The 15,365-nt window shown below is 67.2% G+C and carries 9 protein-coding genes; 5 read left to right on the plus strand and 4 right to left on the minus strand.

Features of this window, described 5'->3' with window-relative positions; genetic code table 11:
* Positions 1-33: 33 nt before the first annotated feature.
* The 3 genes from ACPXB1_RS12750 to ACPXB1_RS12760 form a co-directional block, all read right to left on the minus strand.
* On the minus strand, positions 34-2,217 hold the full coding sequence (locus tag ACPXB1_RS12750; protein ID WP_425735284.1) for a UvrD-helicase domain-containing protein: 2,184 nt from the start codon (positions 2,215-2,217) through the stop codon (positions 34-36).
* On the minus strand, positions 2,214-8,642 hold the full coding sequence (locus ACPXB1_RS12755) for a DEAD/DEAH box helicase (protein ID WP_425735285.1): 6,429 nt from the start codon (positions 8,640-8,642) through the stop codon (positions 2,214-2,216). The genes ACPXB1_RS12750 and ACPXB1_RS12755 overlap by 4 nt, the downstream gene beginning before the upstream one ends.
* A gap of 330 nt (positions 8,643-8,972) precedes the next feature.
* The gene (locus ACPXB1_RS12760; protein WP_425735286.1) at positions 8,973-11,093 is read right to left on the minus strand and encodes a GmrSD restriction endonuclease domain-containing protein; all 2,121 of its coding nucleotides are present in this window, start codon (positions 11,091-11,093) and stop codon (positions 8,973-8,975) included.
* 325 nt (positions 11,094-11,418) lie between these two features.
* On the opposite strand from ACPXB1_RS12760, the gene ACPXB1_RS12765 reads away from it, so the two are divergent.
* From ACPXB1_RS12765 to ACPXB1_RS12785, 5 genes are all read left to right on the plus strand, one after another.
* Positions 11,419-12,042 (plus strand): DUF6308 family protein, encoded by a 624-nt coding sequence (locus tag ACPXB1_RS12765; protein WP_425735287.1) that lies wholly within the window; start codon positions 11,419-11,421, stop codon positions 12,040-12,042.
* 14 nt (positions 12,043-12,056) lie between these two features.
* Positions 12,057-12,941, plus strand: coding sequence for an HNH endonuclease (locus tag ACPXB1_RS12770; RefSeq protein ID WP_425735288.1), 885 nt, complete (start codon positions 12,057-12,059; stop codon positions 12,939-12,941).
* 159 nt (positions 12,942-13,100) lie between these two features.
* Complete coding sequence (locus ACPXB1_RS12775; RefSeq protein WP_425735289.1) at positions 13,101-13,823, plus strand: hypothetical protein; 723 nt, start codon at positions 13,101-13,103, stop codon at positions 13,821-13,823.
* Between the two features lie 78 nt (positions 13,824-13,901).
* Positions 13,902-14,783, plus strand: coding sequence for a helix-turn-helix domain-containing protein (locus tag ACPXB1_RS12780; RefSeq protein ID WP_425735290.1), 882 nt, complete (start codon positions 13,902-13,904; stop codon positions 14,781-14,783).
* Complete coding sequence (locus tag ACPXB1_RS12785; protein ID WP_425735291.1) at positions 14,776-14,970, plus strand: DUF397 domain-containing protein; 195 nt, start codon at positions 14,776-14,778, stop codon at positions 14,968-14,970. Before ACPXB1_RS12780 ends, ACPXB1_RS12785 begins: the two co-directional genes overlap by 8 nt.
* A 55-nt stretch (positions 14,971-15,025) precedes the next feature.
* Here the strand turns inward: ACPXB1_RS12785 and ACPXB1_RS12790 are convergent, their stop codons facing one another.
* Entirely contained in the window at positions 15,026-15,280 is a 255-nt protein-coding gene (locus ACPXB1_RS12790; RefSeq protein WP_425735292.1) for a hypothetical protein, read from the minus strand.
* Positions 15,281-15,365 lie beyond the last annotated feature (85 nt).

Below are 15,365 nucleotides of genomic sequence, written 5' to 3' on the forward strand. Positions count from 1 at the left end.
TCGCACCGGCCCTGCCTGAGCCAGAGTCGGCTATCAAGCTAACTGGCGCTGTACGAGCCGCCCGGTCAGGAACGGGCTGGGCGTGCCGTGCCAGAACACCGCAAGCTCGTCGCGTGAACGGGTGGCGGCGACGAAGAGCAGCGACCTGTCACGCTGGCGTTCACGCTGGTAGCGCTTCGGGTCGGTGTCACGGTACCTGGCGATCATCTGCCGAGGCACCAGGCCGTCGCTGATCCCAGCGATGATCATGCGCTGGTATTCCAGCCCCTTGAACCTGTGCATCGTGCCGATGTGCACGCCGTCGGGTCGCTTCGGCCCGTCGGGACCGATCTCCACCACCGACAGCCCGTCAGCTTCCAGTCGGTTGATGACGTCCGCCGCCAGGTCCTTGGTCGGTACGCAGATGGCAACCGAGCCGTCCGTCGGGTTCCCCCAGGTGCACAACTGTTCAACGATCAGGTCCCGCTCCTGCGCCCACGTCGCCGCACCGCGAAAGACCGGGCGGCCGCCACGCAGCAGCGACCGGTAGCCGGCCAGGTCCTCCTCGCCGCCGTCGAGGTCGTCGTACACCTCCCCGGTCATGATCTGCAGGGCGTCGGCGAGGATCTGCCGCGTGGTGCGGTAGCTCAGGGTGAGCCGGGACGATCGACCGCGGATGTTGACACCGAGGCTGCTCAGCGTGACGTGGTTGTCGTAGATCCGCTGGTGCGTGTCACCGGTGAGGAACATGTCGTCTGGGCCTGGTGCGACCATGGCGCGCAGCATCTTCCAGTGTGCCGCGCTGAGATCCTGCGCCTCGTCGACCACCACGTGGCGGTAGCGCGGCCGGTAGAAGCCGCCGGACGACTCCCCGGCGACGCCGGCGTTCTGGGCCGTGCGGTCCATTTCGAGGCGGGCAGCCCGTTGTGCCACCTGGCGCCACGTCCAGACACCGCGGTTCTCCAGCCAGGTGGTGAAGCGCTCGGTCAGCTGCCAGATCTGGTCGCGCTCGACCCGGGTGAGACTGCGGCCGCGGTTGGGGCGGCGGGCCTTGAAGTAGTCGGTCCGCGAGTTGAGCACCTGACCGAGGATCACCTGGATCCACTCAGCTGCCAGGAACTCCGCTTCCCAGACGGCCTCCCCGGTCTCGATGAGGAACTCGTCCCACAGCTCCACAACGCGGTTGTCGTCCACCACGCGGCGGCTGCCGCCCGCCTTGGCTTCGGCCACCACCCTGCTGGCCAACCGGTCGATGTTCACGATGTCGACGCGTGACACCAAATCCTGGCCACCCAACGCCATCAGGCGGGTACGCAGGTCGGCGGCCAGGTTCCGGTTGAAGGTGGTGAGCAGGATCGGCTTGTCCACGCCTTGTGGCAACTGCCGGGCGAGGTGTGCCACCCGGTGCAGAGCGACGATCGTCTTGCCGGTGCCCGGGCCACCGCCAACCCGCGCTGGGCCGTTGTAGCGGCGCTCGACCAGCTTCCGCTGAGTGGGGTGCAGGAAGATCTGCCACCGCTCGAAGGCTTCGCCGAGCATCGCCTGCAACGCCTCATCATCGGAGGTCACCTGCGTGGCGGGGCGTTCCACCGCCGCCTCGAAGTCCTCGGGGTCGACCGGCTCGTCGGCGCGGACCGGGTCCGTGACCTGTTGCAGCACGTCGTCGTAGGGAGTGCCGTCGAAGAGCGCGAAGAGCACGTCGGTGGTGAGCTGCGGCGCCCGGTCGAGCAGTTCCAGCAACTCGGCCTCGGTGGTCAGTTCCCGGATCTGTGGGAGCAACGGCTCGGATACGCCGAGGTCCAGCAGCTGGGCGTCGGTGTAGGTGTCGAAGAGCGGCTTCTGCGCGGGCTCCGGTTCGACATCCGGCCGCACGACCCGGCCGATGATGCTGTCGCCAACCGGCGCCATGTCGACGACCTCGATGCCGCCGGTGATCCGGTTGATCCGGTACGCGTAACGGCTGAGGTCGTCGTACACCTCACCGCGGTGCTTGACCGCGACGAGCAGGTAGTCGCGCTCGGCGATGTGCAGCAGCAGCGCACGGTAGTCCTTGCTGACCCGGGCGGACATCAGCCGGGAGTCGCTGTTGAGCGCCTTCAGGTTGAGCCCTGGGTTCTCCGGGTTGTGCCGGAACTTGTGCATGAACTCGTAAACCGCCCCGATGTCGGCGCGGGTGAGCTTCATGACCTCCTTGTCGGCGCGGTCCAGCATCCGCAGGGTGGTTGCTCCGATGCTCATCGACGGTCTCCCCCGCTTGTCGCCTTGATCGCTGCCGCCAACTCGTCAACCGACCATTCCCGAGCAGTGCGGGCATGCCAGCCCGCGTCCGCGTACGCCCGGTCGCGATCTTCTGTCTCCGGGTCGTCGGACGGGCCGGTGAGCACGATGGCGATCCGCCGGTCGGGCCAGGCCAGCTCAGCCTGCCAGCCCTGGTCGCCCAGCTCGTAGCCGACGACCGGCGTGGGCAGATCCTGCCGGGCGAGCTGCTGGACGAGCTGATCCAGAGTGTTCTCGCCCGGGTCCAGGTAGCGCAGGACGTCCCGCCACGGCGACTCCGTGTCGAGCGTCTCGGGCTCGGCGGCCGCCGGCTGCGCCGCGATACCAAGCCACGTTGCCGTCTCCTCATCGAGCGGCAGCGCGCGTTGAGCCAGCACGAACCCGGTGCCCTCGGTGACCGCCATCGAGGCCGGCTCGAAGGTGTCGAGGGCGGACACTGCGAGTTGGCCGGCGTCACCGCCGCCATAGGCAAGGAACTGGATGACGTTGCCCCACGCCAGCCAGGCGGCCCAGCGGCCCTTGTGGCCCTCACCGGCCAAAGCGGCAGGCAGGTCGTCGAGGACAGTCAGCGCCGACCACGTCGGTAGGGGCTTGCTGCGTCCGTCGACCACGAGGATCACCGGGCAGTCCGCGTTGTCCCCGACGCGGGCGATCATGATCTTCCCCGCAGTCGGCTTGGGCAGGGGGTTTCCGCGCAGGGCGGGCAGTAGCCGCTCTGCCACACCGCCAGAGTCGGTGGCGGTGTTGTCCCGGGCCTGCTTGAGCGCGCCCGCCAGGGTCGCTTCCGCCCGGCGCTGCCATCGGGTCAGATCGGGATCCGCGAGGAAGCACATCAGCTGCTCGATCGGGTTGACCCACACGGTCTCTTCGAGTTCGTCCGGGTCGGCGCCGGGGAGGAACTGCCGGTATCTCTCCCGGGCGGCCTGCTTGCTGACGCCGCCGTACGGGGTCCACCGCCCCTGCCCGTCCGCGCTCCCCCAGGTCTTGACGTCGTCCCAGGTGGCGGCGAAGACCAGATAGCCGTGGGCGCGCAGCCGGGCTCGCTTCTCGGCGTCGTCGGCGAGCCGGTTGTACTGGGACGAGGCGTGGTACTTGAAGCCGTCGAGGTAGACAGCCACCTCGGGTGACGGGGCGTCGAGGCGCTTGAAGTGGACGTCGGGCCGGGTGCCCCGAACGGTGTTCTGCAGTTTCATCTGCCAGTGGGTGACGCTCTGGCCGTTGTCGCGGACGAACCGCAGGTCGGCGATGCGGGCACCGTCATGATCGGTGCGCCGATCGATCCGCAGGCCCGAGTTGCGTGTCTCGCCAAGCGCCAACAGCTTGGTGAGGAACCGCATCTCCAGCTCGCTCTCCACCTGGTGGATCAGCGAGATCTCGTCCGTCCGGGTGCCCTCCTGGACGTCCCAGGTGTCGAGGAGCTTGTCGAGCATCCCCAACGCCTCGTCGCGGCTCATCAGGGCGAAGTGCTCGTTGCGAGCGTGGCGCAGGAGACAGCGGTGACACACCGCCTTGCCTTCATGTCGACAGACGCAGTCGGCGATCCGCTGCCGCGCCAACTCCAGGACCGCGCGGAACTCCTCGGGCTTGGCGAGGCGGTGCAGATAGCCGGTGCCCTGCGGCTGAGTGTCGTAGACGACCACGAAGTTGCGCGTCCCGTCGCTCTGCCCGTCCGGCATGGTGGCCGACACAGCCTGAAGGTGCGCGGGGTCGCCGCCGTACTGCGCGGCGATGCCGAGGCGGATCGCGGCGGCGAACGACGCGATGCGCTCCTGCACAACGGCCGTCGCGGCGGGGATCAGGATGCGCAGCGCCTCGGTCTCCAACTCGTGCGCGAGGATCAGATCGACGTGGGCGTCCGGGGCAGCGGGCGAGCGCCGGTAGGGACACCACGGCCGGTGGTGTTCGGCACCCTGCACGACGGTGGAGCCGGAGGCCTGCGCGGCGAGTTGTTGACTCACCGCGGGGGCACCATCGACCGTGGTTCCGCCGCAGGAGGTGCAGGTGTGGAACCGGTTGATCCGCACCTCCTCGCCCGCGAAGAGTTCAGCTGCCCGGTCGTAGCGTTGCGCGCCCAGGTTGAAGTGCCGGATCATCGCGTGTCGGCTGTAGTCGACACCGAACGTGTCGTGAGCGTGCCGCCAGGACGAATCGACCTTCGCCGGGTCTACGTCGACTGCGACGGTCGTGGCGTAGAAGCGCCGGTCCCGGTCGTCGCTGTCGTCACGGATGCGGGCGTCGTCGCGCTTGTCGCGGCTGAGCACCCGGGTCGGTTGGAGGACCTGGAAGAGGCGTCCGTGATCGGCGATGCCCGGGTCCGCGCAACGCGGGCAGGCGCTGGTGTCCTCCTTGGCGAGGTGGGTGCGGACGTATCCGCACTGGGCGCAGACGCGCCACTGCTCGTACGCGGGCCGGTCCGCCGGACCGACGTCGAGCCCCGAGATCTCGTGTTTGTAGCCCCGCACGTAGTAGCTGTTGCCGGGAGCGATCTCGACCAGCGCCTGACGGGCGGGGCGGGCGTACTCGCGGAGTTCGCTGTGGAACCGGCGGTCGCCGTCGGTCTTGTCCTCCCAGGTCAGGGTGGCTTCCAGGTCGGTCCGGGTGTCGATGAGCGCGTAGTTCGGCAGCAGACCGAACTCAACCAGGGTGCCGTGGGCGGCAGCCGCGCTGACCTCCCTCAGCCGGCGGCGGACCGCGCCCTCCTCGGCCTTCAACATCTTTATCTCGCGAGCGTGGTCCGGGTCGCTGGGCACGAGCGTGCCCCGGGCGGTGGCAAGCTCCTGCATTCGGCGACGCAGGTCGGCCAGCCGGATCTCCCAGACCTCGTCGGCCTGCTTGGCGCGGTGGACGATGCCGTCCAGCGCGAACTCTCGCAGCTCGTCGGCGGCGGCCCGCAGGACCTTGTCGCCGAAGAGGGTCAGGAACTCCTCCACCAGCCGGCCACCGTCGCGACGGCCAGCCTCGGCGAGGCCGGTCAGCCATCCGGTCGGGCCGAACAGCACGTGCGCCCGCCGTGGCATCGGCAGCACTCCCGCCAGGCGCCCGCGGGCGGCCAGGTCGATCAGGTGAGCGAGGTACTGGCGGCGCAGGATCTCCACGGCGGAGAGGAAACAGCCGGGCGGGACGATCTGACCGGCGATCATGTCGCGCGGATCGGTGAGGTAGTAGCGATCTCGCTCGGTTCGCCCGACCAGGGTCAGCACGAGCGCATTGCCGCTCTTGCGGCCGGCGCGACCGGCGCGCTGGACGTAGTTGGCCGGGCCGTGCGGGAGCGACGCCAGCACCACCGCGGAGAGGGCACCGATGTCGATGCCCATCTCCAGTGTCGGCGTGCAGGACAGCACGTTCGGATCGGTGTACCGCTCCCCGTCGCGGAACTGCTTCTCCACCGTCTCCCGCTGGGCGCGGGTGAGCATGCCGGTGTGTTCGCCGGTGACGACCCGGAAGACCGGGCGGTCCAGGTAGAGCCGCCGGTAGTAGTCATCGGCTGCGGTGTCGTCGTGGGCGGCCTGGAGTTGACCACGGCAGCGGTACTGGCGGCACGGCTGTCCGATCCAGTCGGCGACCCGATCGGGGTGCTCCGTCTGCTGCCAGTGGCAGGTGTCGCAGCCGACCCCGGCCATCACAGCGGCCGCGTCATCGAGTCGGGTTACCCGCAGGTGACCGGGCATCAGCCCGTACACCGTGTTGCCGTCCTCGGTGTCGCCGGCGGCGACCACGTCGGCGGCGGCGAGCGCCGGCAGTAGGCGGGTGAGGAAGCCGGCTGCGTCTCCGGAGTCGAGACCGAGGCAGCGCGAGGTCCAGTCCTGGTACCAGTTGCCCCGCGCGGTGATCACGTCGAACTCCGAGCGGGTCTTCGGCGTCGCGAGCAGGAATGCGGGCGCGGACAGGCCCTTCGGGAACGCGGGCATCCCGGCGGGCCGACCGCCCCAGATCTGCCACCGGGTGCCACCGCGCTTCAGGTACGGCACCAGCCACTCGTGGTAAACGGCACCCCGGATACGCAGCCGTTCCAGCAGGCCCCGAAGGAAGGCGAGGTAGCGGGCGTCGTCCGGCGGCGTTCCGACGATGTTGCCGGGGCCGGTGAGGTGGACGTCGCGGCAGATCGCCGCGGCTCGTACCGGATCGTCGAGGGCAACCTCGACGGCGACGCTGCGGGTCAACTCCAGGGTGCGGCCCTGGCGGGAGCGCAACCCGGTCTCCATCACGGTGGCGAATACGAGCCGCTCGCTGATCAGCTCCCAGGTCTCCCGGCTGCCGGTGTGCTCGCCGGCGAGCAGGCTGTCTACGCCGGGCTGATCGTGCAGGTCCGGCGGTACGACGGTGGAGAGGACCTCCGGCTGCGCCGCCGCCTCGATCATCTTGGCGAAAAGGTCGTCGAGCCCTACGGACTCGCCGGGCTCCAAGCGACTGGCGAGGAGGGAGCGCAGCGAGAACGAGTAGGACCGGTTGGCCACGAAACCGGCGCGGTGCGCGGCATCCTGGACCGAGTCGTTGAAGAGCAATGTCTTCTTCTCGGCCTCGTCAAGCTCCCCGCCGGTGAAGAGCTGCGTGATCGCCACCGAGGCGAGGGTGGCCAGGCCTGCGCCGAGGAAGCGGATGCCGTGGTCCAACTCGCAGGACGGGCAGCGGTCCTTCTCAGCACCGTCGATGTCGAGAACGTCGCCGAGCACGACGATCGCGTCGTCGGTGGGCTTGCGGTCGCGCTGTTCGTCGAAGGGACGCACCCGTCGGCCGTACTCCAGGACCAGCAGGCCACGGGAGCGCTGGCGTACCTCGTCTTCGGTCGCGGCGATCAGCGCACGGACCCGGCGCTTGTCCCGACCGACGCTGGCTCGGTAGATCTTGTCCGGGTCGGTCTCCAGCTCCTGCGGGTCCTTCTCCGGCGACAGCGCCATCCAGCCCGATCGGCCGCAGTGCCGGCAGTAAATTGCCGGCAACCGTGGGTAACGGTTGTCGGCCACGACCACGTCCGCGTCGGTGGCGTACGGGTCCAGCTCGCGCGGCGCTTCGCCGTACCAGCCGAAGGCCGCCTGGTGGGAGGTGCCGCGCAGTAGGCGGGAGACGGCGCGTACCCAAAGGTGGGTTTCGATGTTGAGCAGCGGACGGCCGGGAGCCTCCGGGTTCTGCGCGACGGAGAGCAGACCGACGAACCGGGCGAGAGCCTTCGCCGTGATCTCGGGCGGGGTCTTCATCACGCTGCCCCAGCCGGTGGCGTTCTTGCGGGGCAACACGTCGATGATCTCGTCGAGGGTGCACGGCCGGGCCTGGAGCGAGTCGAGCACCGCCTTGGTCAACGGATGCTGACGGAGAAGGTCACCGAGGTGCGTCGGGTCGTCGAGACAGCGCTTGCCGACCACCAACTCGGCGACCTCAGCCATCATCGCCTCAGGGTCGCGGTCGTCGACGGCCGCGAGCTGCTCGGGGGTGGGCAGCGGCAGGCTGAAGTCCTGGCGGGCGATGAACTCGCCGGCTTCGTACCGGTCCTCCCCCACCAGGGACCCGGCGTCGAAGGCGACGCCGAAGACCTGCTCGGCGACCTCGCGGATCGCGGTACGACCGTCCCGACCGCCGCCCTCACCGAGCGTGGCGGAGGTCGCCACCGGGCAGATCGGCCCCAACGGCCGTTCCGGCTCGTCGAGGTCGAGCGCGGCGGCGAGCCGGCGCAGCAGCATCGCCACGTCGGTGCCCTGCGCGCCGTCGTAGGTGTGGAACTCGTCCAACACCACGTACGCCGGCTCGGCGCCCTCCCAGAGCGGCAGGTCGTCGGCGCGCTGGAGCAGCAGGTCCAGCATCTTGTAGTTGGTGATCAGGATGTCCGGCGGCGTCCGGCGCATCTCCGACCGCTTGGTGAACACGTGCGGGTACTCGATGGCCGCGACGTCGCCGATGTAAAGGCCGGCGGTGACCTGGCTGAGCGCCGGGTCGGAGAGCAACTCGTTGATGCGCTGCGTCTGGTCCGTCGCCAGTGCGTTCATCGGGTAGAGCAGGATCGCCTTGACCCCGGCTCTGCCCTGCTGCTTCTGCCGCCGGCAATGGTCGAGCACCGGGATCAGAAACGACTCGGTCTTGCCCGAGCCGGTGCCGGTGGTGATCAGGGTCGGCTCGGCCGCCTTGCCTTTCGTCGACAACCGGGCGAAAGCGTTCGCCTGGTGCAGGTAAGGGGCGAAGCCGACCGGCGCCCAGTCGAGGCTCGCCCGCCAGTCCCCCTCTGCCGGGCGGAAGGGGGTGCGGATCCGCAGGTACGGGCCGCGGAAGATGCCCTGCTCCGGGTGGGAGAGGAAACCCTCCAGACCATGACGTACGCCGTCCTCGGTCAAGCCGAAGGTGGTGGTCAGGTACTGGGTGAGGGTTCGGCGCAGGGTGTCTGCGGCGAGGGTCGGCCTCATGAGCGGATCACTGCCGCATGCTACTGCACCCCTTACCGGGGCTGACCTGCCCGACAGCCCAATCAACGGACGAGTCGGATTCGCGACAACATGCCCTGACGGTGATGTTTGACGGAGTCGTCTCAGTCTTACCATCGCCAGGACGCTTGCAGACCCGATCATCGCGACCCGGCCGATGCGCGGTTCGCCCAAGCGGACGTCCCGGCGGTGCGCATCACCCAGACGGTTGGCTACGCATCCGGGGCGGTACAACGGTGTCGGTAGACGCATCCCGAACTGCTCCTGGGAGCGGGCCTGGTTCGACGAGTCGGAGCCCCAACTCGACCCGACTTAGTCCTCTTCGCCCCTCTCATCGCCGGTGTCAAGGCCGACCTCTCGCGCTAATTCGCTCGCGGTCATGCGTTGATCCGCTGCCGCACGGCCTCCGTGGTCGAACCGAACACCTTCGGCCTCCAGCACCATTCGAGGATCGTCCCGGCGTTGGGGGTCGGGCCAGCGGAAGTCGGCCGAGATCGCACCGTCGATCTTCAGCACACGGTGGGCGTTTGGCACCTGGACGCTGGCAAGTCGGCCAGCGACGGCACGATGAAACACGCCCACGACCTCCGCAATGTCCGAGTAGCTGGTCCAGCGACCGGCGGGAATGCTGGCGAGTGCCTGGTTCATCAGTGACCAGCGAGGGCTGGGCGGCGGGGCTGCGGCTGATTCGTCGGGCCCCGGCCAGATGGCGAGAATCCGATCGGCGAGGGCTCGGCCGCGCGTAAGGATCTCCGTGCGACCCCAACGCGGCGCATCGGCGATCTCACGGTTCATCGCCAGGCCACTGTCGCGGAGAATCTTCTTCTTCGCCTCGAAGTTGTCATTAGCCAGCTTAGGGTTGTAGGCGGTCAGGCTGAGATTGCCGAGGGTGTGCACCAGTGAGCTGTGCAGCTCCTCAACCGTCTCGTCGTTCTCCAGGTCGGAGTGAAGCATCTCCCTCCAGTCATCTGTTAGAGACTGAGGCAACACGTGTTCGATGGTGACCTTCGAGGTGTCGAAGTTGATGGGCTCCTTGTGCTCGAAGTCCTCCTCGATAGAGCGCAGCACGTAGCTACGCTGCGGGCCACGCCCTAGCCAGTAGAAGCTGTTAACCAACACAGCATCCCGGATGTATTGATCGGTGGGGAACTTCTTCCTCACCCCGGATAGCGCTCGGGTGATCGCTTTGGCCGACGGCAGCTGCTCGCCCAGATCCTTCACGAGTGACATCAGGACCCGGTTCGTGTTGGCGCTTGCGATGCCGGCGATCATTCGACGGACAAGGTAGCTCTCCACGACACGCAATGCATCAGCAGCCTCGATAGAATTTAGGCGGCCGGCCTCATGCGCCAGGAGGACATGAAGTGCGATGGGATGTACAACTGCCGCACCCCAGCGGTCAAGTCGGTCCAACGCCCGCCGTAGGACTGCGTCGCTCACCTCGCTCGGCATCAGAATCTTGCGGAGCAAGCGAGCCTTGTGATGGAGATCGATGATCCACTCTTCGATCGCAGCCTCGCCGGACAGTTGGCTGAGCCGCTGCTGCTGAGACTGGTAAATCGCCTCCTGGGTGGCACGATCGTCACCACGGAGCACTAGATCCAACCAAACCAGGTCTTCAAGCTGCTTATCGGTGAGCAGTTCCTGAAGCGGCAGCCAGTGCCGTTCGTAGATATGATCGCCGCGAGCGGGCAGGCGCATAAATAGGTAGTTCCGCAGCAGGTCTGCCTGGGTGAGCGGTTGGCCGGTGTAGTTGAGAGATTCGAAGATGCGGTGGACGTTGTCGTCTGGATGCGCGGCGATCTCTACCAAACTCAGCCGTGCCGCCACCGCCTGCTCGATCCGGATGAGGTCATGGTCGTCGTCCGGGTCATCGGCTTGAACGAGTGCAGCTCTGAAGAAGCGATATGCCTCCCCGATGCGATCTTCACCGCCGGCGCCAGGATCCCGTTCCACGAGCGCCAGCCAGGCCGCTCGGTCGGCCTTGGTGGGCAGCAGCGTGTACCGCTCCATCCCCGACGCGTACTTGTTGAATAGGTACATATCGTCGATCTTGGCGGCCAGCTGCGCATCGGACTCGTAGACGTGATCACGAATCGCGCACAGGAGGATGCTCAAGGTGGTTAGCCGCTGCTGGCCGTCCACGACCAACCAACTCTGCACGCCAGTCGGCGTGTTGGCCGGGCTAGGCGCCAGGACCACCGATCCAAGGAAGTGCGTAGTGTTGTCGCCCACCTCCGTCACCCTCATCACATCGGCCCACACCTGCGCGAGGTCTCGGCGCTTCCAGCTGTAGCGGCGTTGATAGAGGGGAACGACGTACTGCTTCTCGCCCTGCAGCAGGTTACGGACCGTCGTCTCATTCGCCTTCAACTGCTCTCCCAGGGTCGGCACGCGACGCTTCACCACGCGAGGCGCGAAAGCGGTGTCCATAGTGCTACCGGGCCGTGGCGAATGATGTCAACCGATTGAACGCCGGCAAGTCGCCCTGACGCCGGATAATCCGGCAGCCGCGCCGGTAGTCGCAGACCGCCACGAGTAGGCCCGATGGCACTGGCGGAGGGCTCGAACCCTGCTGACCGGCTTCGACGATGCACGTGCTGCCGCGCTTCGCAAATGCATCGCGGCATGGCTGTCGACCAGCACGGGAAGAGCCCCACGCTACGAGCCCGTCGGCCTGCTTGGCCGCCTGATGGGTGCAGGGCGGTGCCCCGTTCGGTCCATAGACACTCTCGCCTCGCGCTGGCAGGGTCCGATCATGACGTTCCGGCTACCTGATGCGCTTCAGACATCCGATGACACTGCCGCCATCACCTTGCTGAAGCGTTACTACGGTGTGCCGTATCTCGGTCCCGGTTGTGCCGACGGTGCGTACTTCGACACCTGGGCGACCGCTAGCGACCCCATGCGGTTCACGGCCGATGACCTGATCGCGATCAAGTTCCTCTCCGTTGAGGTACCAAAGACAGCGGTACGTGCGCTGCTGCGTGACCGCTCGGACGAATTCTCAGGGCTGCTCGTAGACCTCGGCTCCGACCGTGACCTGGCCAACGAGGACAACTCCCTCGCCCCCACCTGGGCTGGTTGGCGGATTATGCATGAGCTGCGCACTATCCCGGGCGTCGGTCCGACCATCGCGTCGAAGCTACTGGCGCGGAAGCGGCCACGCCTTCGGCCCATCTGGGACACGGTGGTCGCCGCAGTGACCGACACAGTTTCGGCCCAGTGGGAGCCATTGCATGCGGCACTGCGCGCCGACGATTTCGCGCTGCACCACCGGCTGCTGCGCCTACGCGACGTGCTGCAACTCCCGCAGGAGATCGGCGCGTTGCGCATCCTCGACGTAATCGCGTGGCGCGAGGGCAAGGATCGCGGCCTGTAGGACGGAGAAAAGCCATGCCGGTCACTCACTGGATCTATCCGACGAACGAGAAGAGCAACTACTACCTCGACACGGCGAACGGGAACACCGAGGTATCGCCCCAGCAACTGTTCAACGATATCCGGCAGAACCCCAGCGAGGTCGATCGGTGGGTGTTGGGAACGGGCTTCCGTCAGATGCGACCTGGTGACGCCGTCTGGGTGTACGCATCGACCCCCTACCAGTACATCTGCGCGCTTGCCCAGGCCGTCGACGTCGATTTCGATGGCGACTTCTGGCATGCATCGCTGGTCTGGAACCTCGACGCCACACAGCGCCTGATGCACGAACCGATCCCACGGTCGATGTTCGGCCAGATCGCGCAAAGGGCAGCCGTCCGAGCCAACCAGCATACCACAGAGGTGCTTGACGCCTGGCTGACGAACCAGCGTCTGACGCTTCCCGATCTGGACTCCGAGCCGAGCCCTGGGGAAGACACCCGGCTCCGTACCTTGCGGGCGATCGTTCAACGACAAGGGCAGCATGCCTTCCGACAACGCCTGCTCGGTGCCTACGACGGGCGGTGCGCCGTTACCGGCGAGCGAACCCTGGAAGTCCTCGAGGCGGCGCACATCGACGGGTACATGGGACCGCACAGCAATCTGGTCACCAACGGGCTGCTTCTTCGCGCAGACCTGCACACGCTGTTCGATCTGTATCGCGTCGGAGTCGACCAGGAAGGCAGACTGGTTGTCTTCGAAGGCCTCGCCGGCTCGTCCTATGCAAAGCTCCACGGCAAACGCCTCAGCCTTCCCCCTCGGGCCCAAGACCAGCCCTCAAAGCGCCGCCTCGCCACCCACCTACGCCGCTGCCATAGTTCGCTCGGCGATCTTGCCGAACCTCAGCGTAACTCGATGTGATGCTCAAGGAACTTCGAGCGAAGTGGCCTGCAGCGTAGCGGCGGGGGCACAACTGACGAACCATTGTGTCGCGCTCTGGCACACGCATTGACGCTCTGCCACTCCTCAATGACTCTGGGTGCCGGACCCGCACTGGGCGATCCGCATCGGGGGTGACCGATGGATCTCGACTCGCTCGTACGATCGCTGGGGCGCGAGTCGACGCTCGCGGTCGAGTCCTCCGAACAGGTCGTCACCGAGGTGCTTCGGTACGCCAAGGAGAAGGCGAAGGACTACGAGGCCTACCGGTACGGCAAGAATCCGTCGCCTGTGCGAATCGGTCCGCCGGTACGGACCAGTGCGGCGCAGGTACTGCATGAGGTGGGCGTGGCCACGACGTTCCTGACCGCCTCGCCCCTGGCGCAGGTGGCCCGGCACTGGGCGCACGTGCGCTACTGCGCGACGCTGACCGTGCGCGAGGGCTGTCTCGCCCTGTCCCGCCATGCCGGCAACGTGGTCTACCACCACAAGGTGGCGCAGTCCGAGCAGTTGGGCATCGGGTTAGCACTGGTGGTCGCGAAGGCGGTGCTGCGCCAACAGTATCCGGATTGGGACTTCCACGCGGTCGACGCGGAGGTGGCGCTCAAGGCTGGCTTCATCGATGGCGTCGGCGCCTCCCGACCGGGAGGCACTGTTTGGGCGCCGGGCTGCGCCCGATCCTGCTGGCGGGGCTCGCCTCCATCGGGGTCCGGTCGGCCAGGGACGTGCCCTCAGCCCACACCATTCGCTCGACAGTACGTCGACTTAACGCGCGTGGGAATTGCGCCTTCATGGCTACTGTCGGGGGTTCCTTGTAAGGTCGGACGCGCAATCAATTTGCGTGGCAGCGCCCAATGGAATTGATTCTCGGGCGCAACGGTCGCGCGTTTCACCGATGGCGTTCGGATGTAACAAAATGCAACATGGAGAGGGCGGGAGCCAATGGCCGACGACATGGGATCGACAGTGCCGCGACGGCAGCTCGGGCGGGCGCTGCGCGAGCTGCGCACCGAGGCGCGGATGACGCTGGACGGCGCGGCAGAGGCGATGCAGTGCAGCCGGCAGAAGATGTGGCGCATCGAAACCGGCCTCGGCCCGGTCCGCGCCCTCGACGTCAAGGCCATGTGCGAGCTGTACGGGGCGACGCCCGACCTGGCCGGCGCCCTCACCGCTCTGGCCAACGAAACCAAGGCCAAGGGCTGGTGGCACTCGTACGGCGACGCCGTCCCCGACTGGTTCGAGCTGTACGTCGGCCTGGAATCCGCCGCGTCCTTCATCCGCCGATTCGATGAAGCGCTGATTCCCGGCCTGCTCCAAACGCGCGCCTACGCCATGGCGATCTACCAGCACCGCCATGAGGTGACGGAAGAGGAACGCCAGCGTTTGGTTGAGGCACGACTGCAACGGCAGACTCTCCTCCATCGGCGACTGCCTCGGGCACCCAAACTCGAAGTGATCCTGGCCGAGGCAGCGCTGCTCCACAGGGTTGGCGACGCAGCGACCATGGCCGACCAGCTTCGTCGCCTACTGGAGGTCGGGGAGATTCCCAATGTCTCGGTCCGAGTCCTCCCGCTGACCGCTGGGATCCACCGAGGCGCGGAGGCGGGGACCTTCGTCATCCTCGACTTCCCACCCGGCAACCGGACCACCCCCGAGCCGCCGGTCGTCTACTGCGAGTCGTGGACGGGTGCCCTGTACCTGGACCGACCCGAAGAGTACGCAGCCTACGAGCAGGTGTGGGCGAGCCTCGATGACTTGACACTCGATGAGGCACAATCGAGGCAGCTCATCAATAAGATCATCGGAGAGGTCCACCATGGCTGATTTGGCTGACGCCCAGTGGCGCAAGAGCACCCGCAGCGGCAGCAACGGTGGCGATTGCGTGGAAGTCGCCGACAACCTGCCCGGCCTCGTCGCCGTACGCGACAGCAAGGACCCGGCTGGACCGACCCTTACCTTCTCCCCCGCCGCCTGGACCAGCTTCGTCCAGGTCACCAAGTCCGCGCACTGACCCGTACACCGGACGGGAGGACTGCCGGCGGACGCGCTCCCGTCGCGCCATGGGGTCAGGAGGCCGAGTCCCCGATCAAGGGCCGGGCCACGTCCTCGAACAACGACCACCGGCTCCGCCATGCCTCCAAGTTCACGGGGTAAATCGCCGCATGCCGGCTGTCCGGGTTCCGCGGGCGGACGCCGCCGACGCTCGCCATGAACTCGTCGTGCCGTTCGCGCACGCCGGCACGTAGCTCGTCTCCGGGCACGACGTAATAATCCCGGCGTCCCTCGGTCACGTCCACGAGGGCGTAGAGGTCGACCGACATCGCCTCAATGAGCCATTTTCATCGTGATCAAGGGCTCCTGAGCAGGCGCTCAGCGGCGTGTCGCTGCTCCAGATAGGACGAAGCT

It is taken from the genome of Micromonospora sp. DT68 (assembly GCF_049847245.1).
GTDB classification, from domain to species: domain Bacteria; phylum Actinomycetota; class Actinomycetes; order Mycobacteriales; family Micromonosporaceae; genus Micromonospora; species Micromonospora profundi.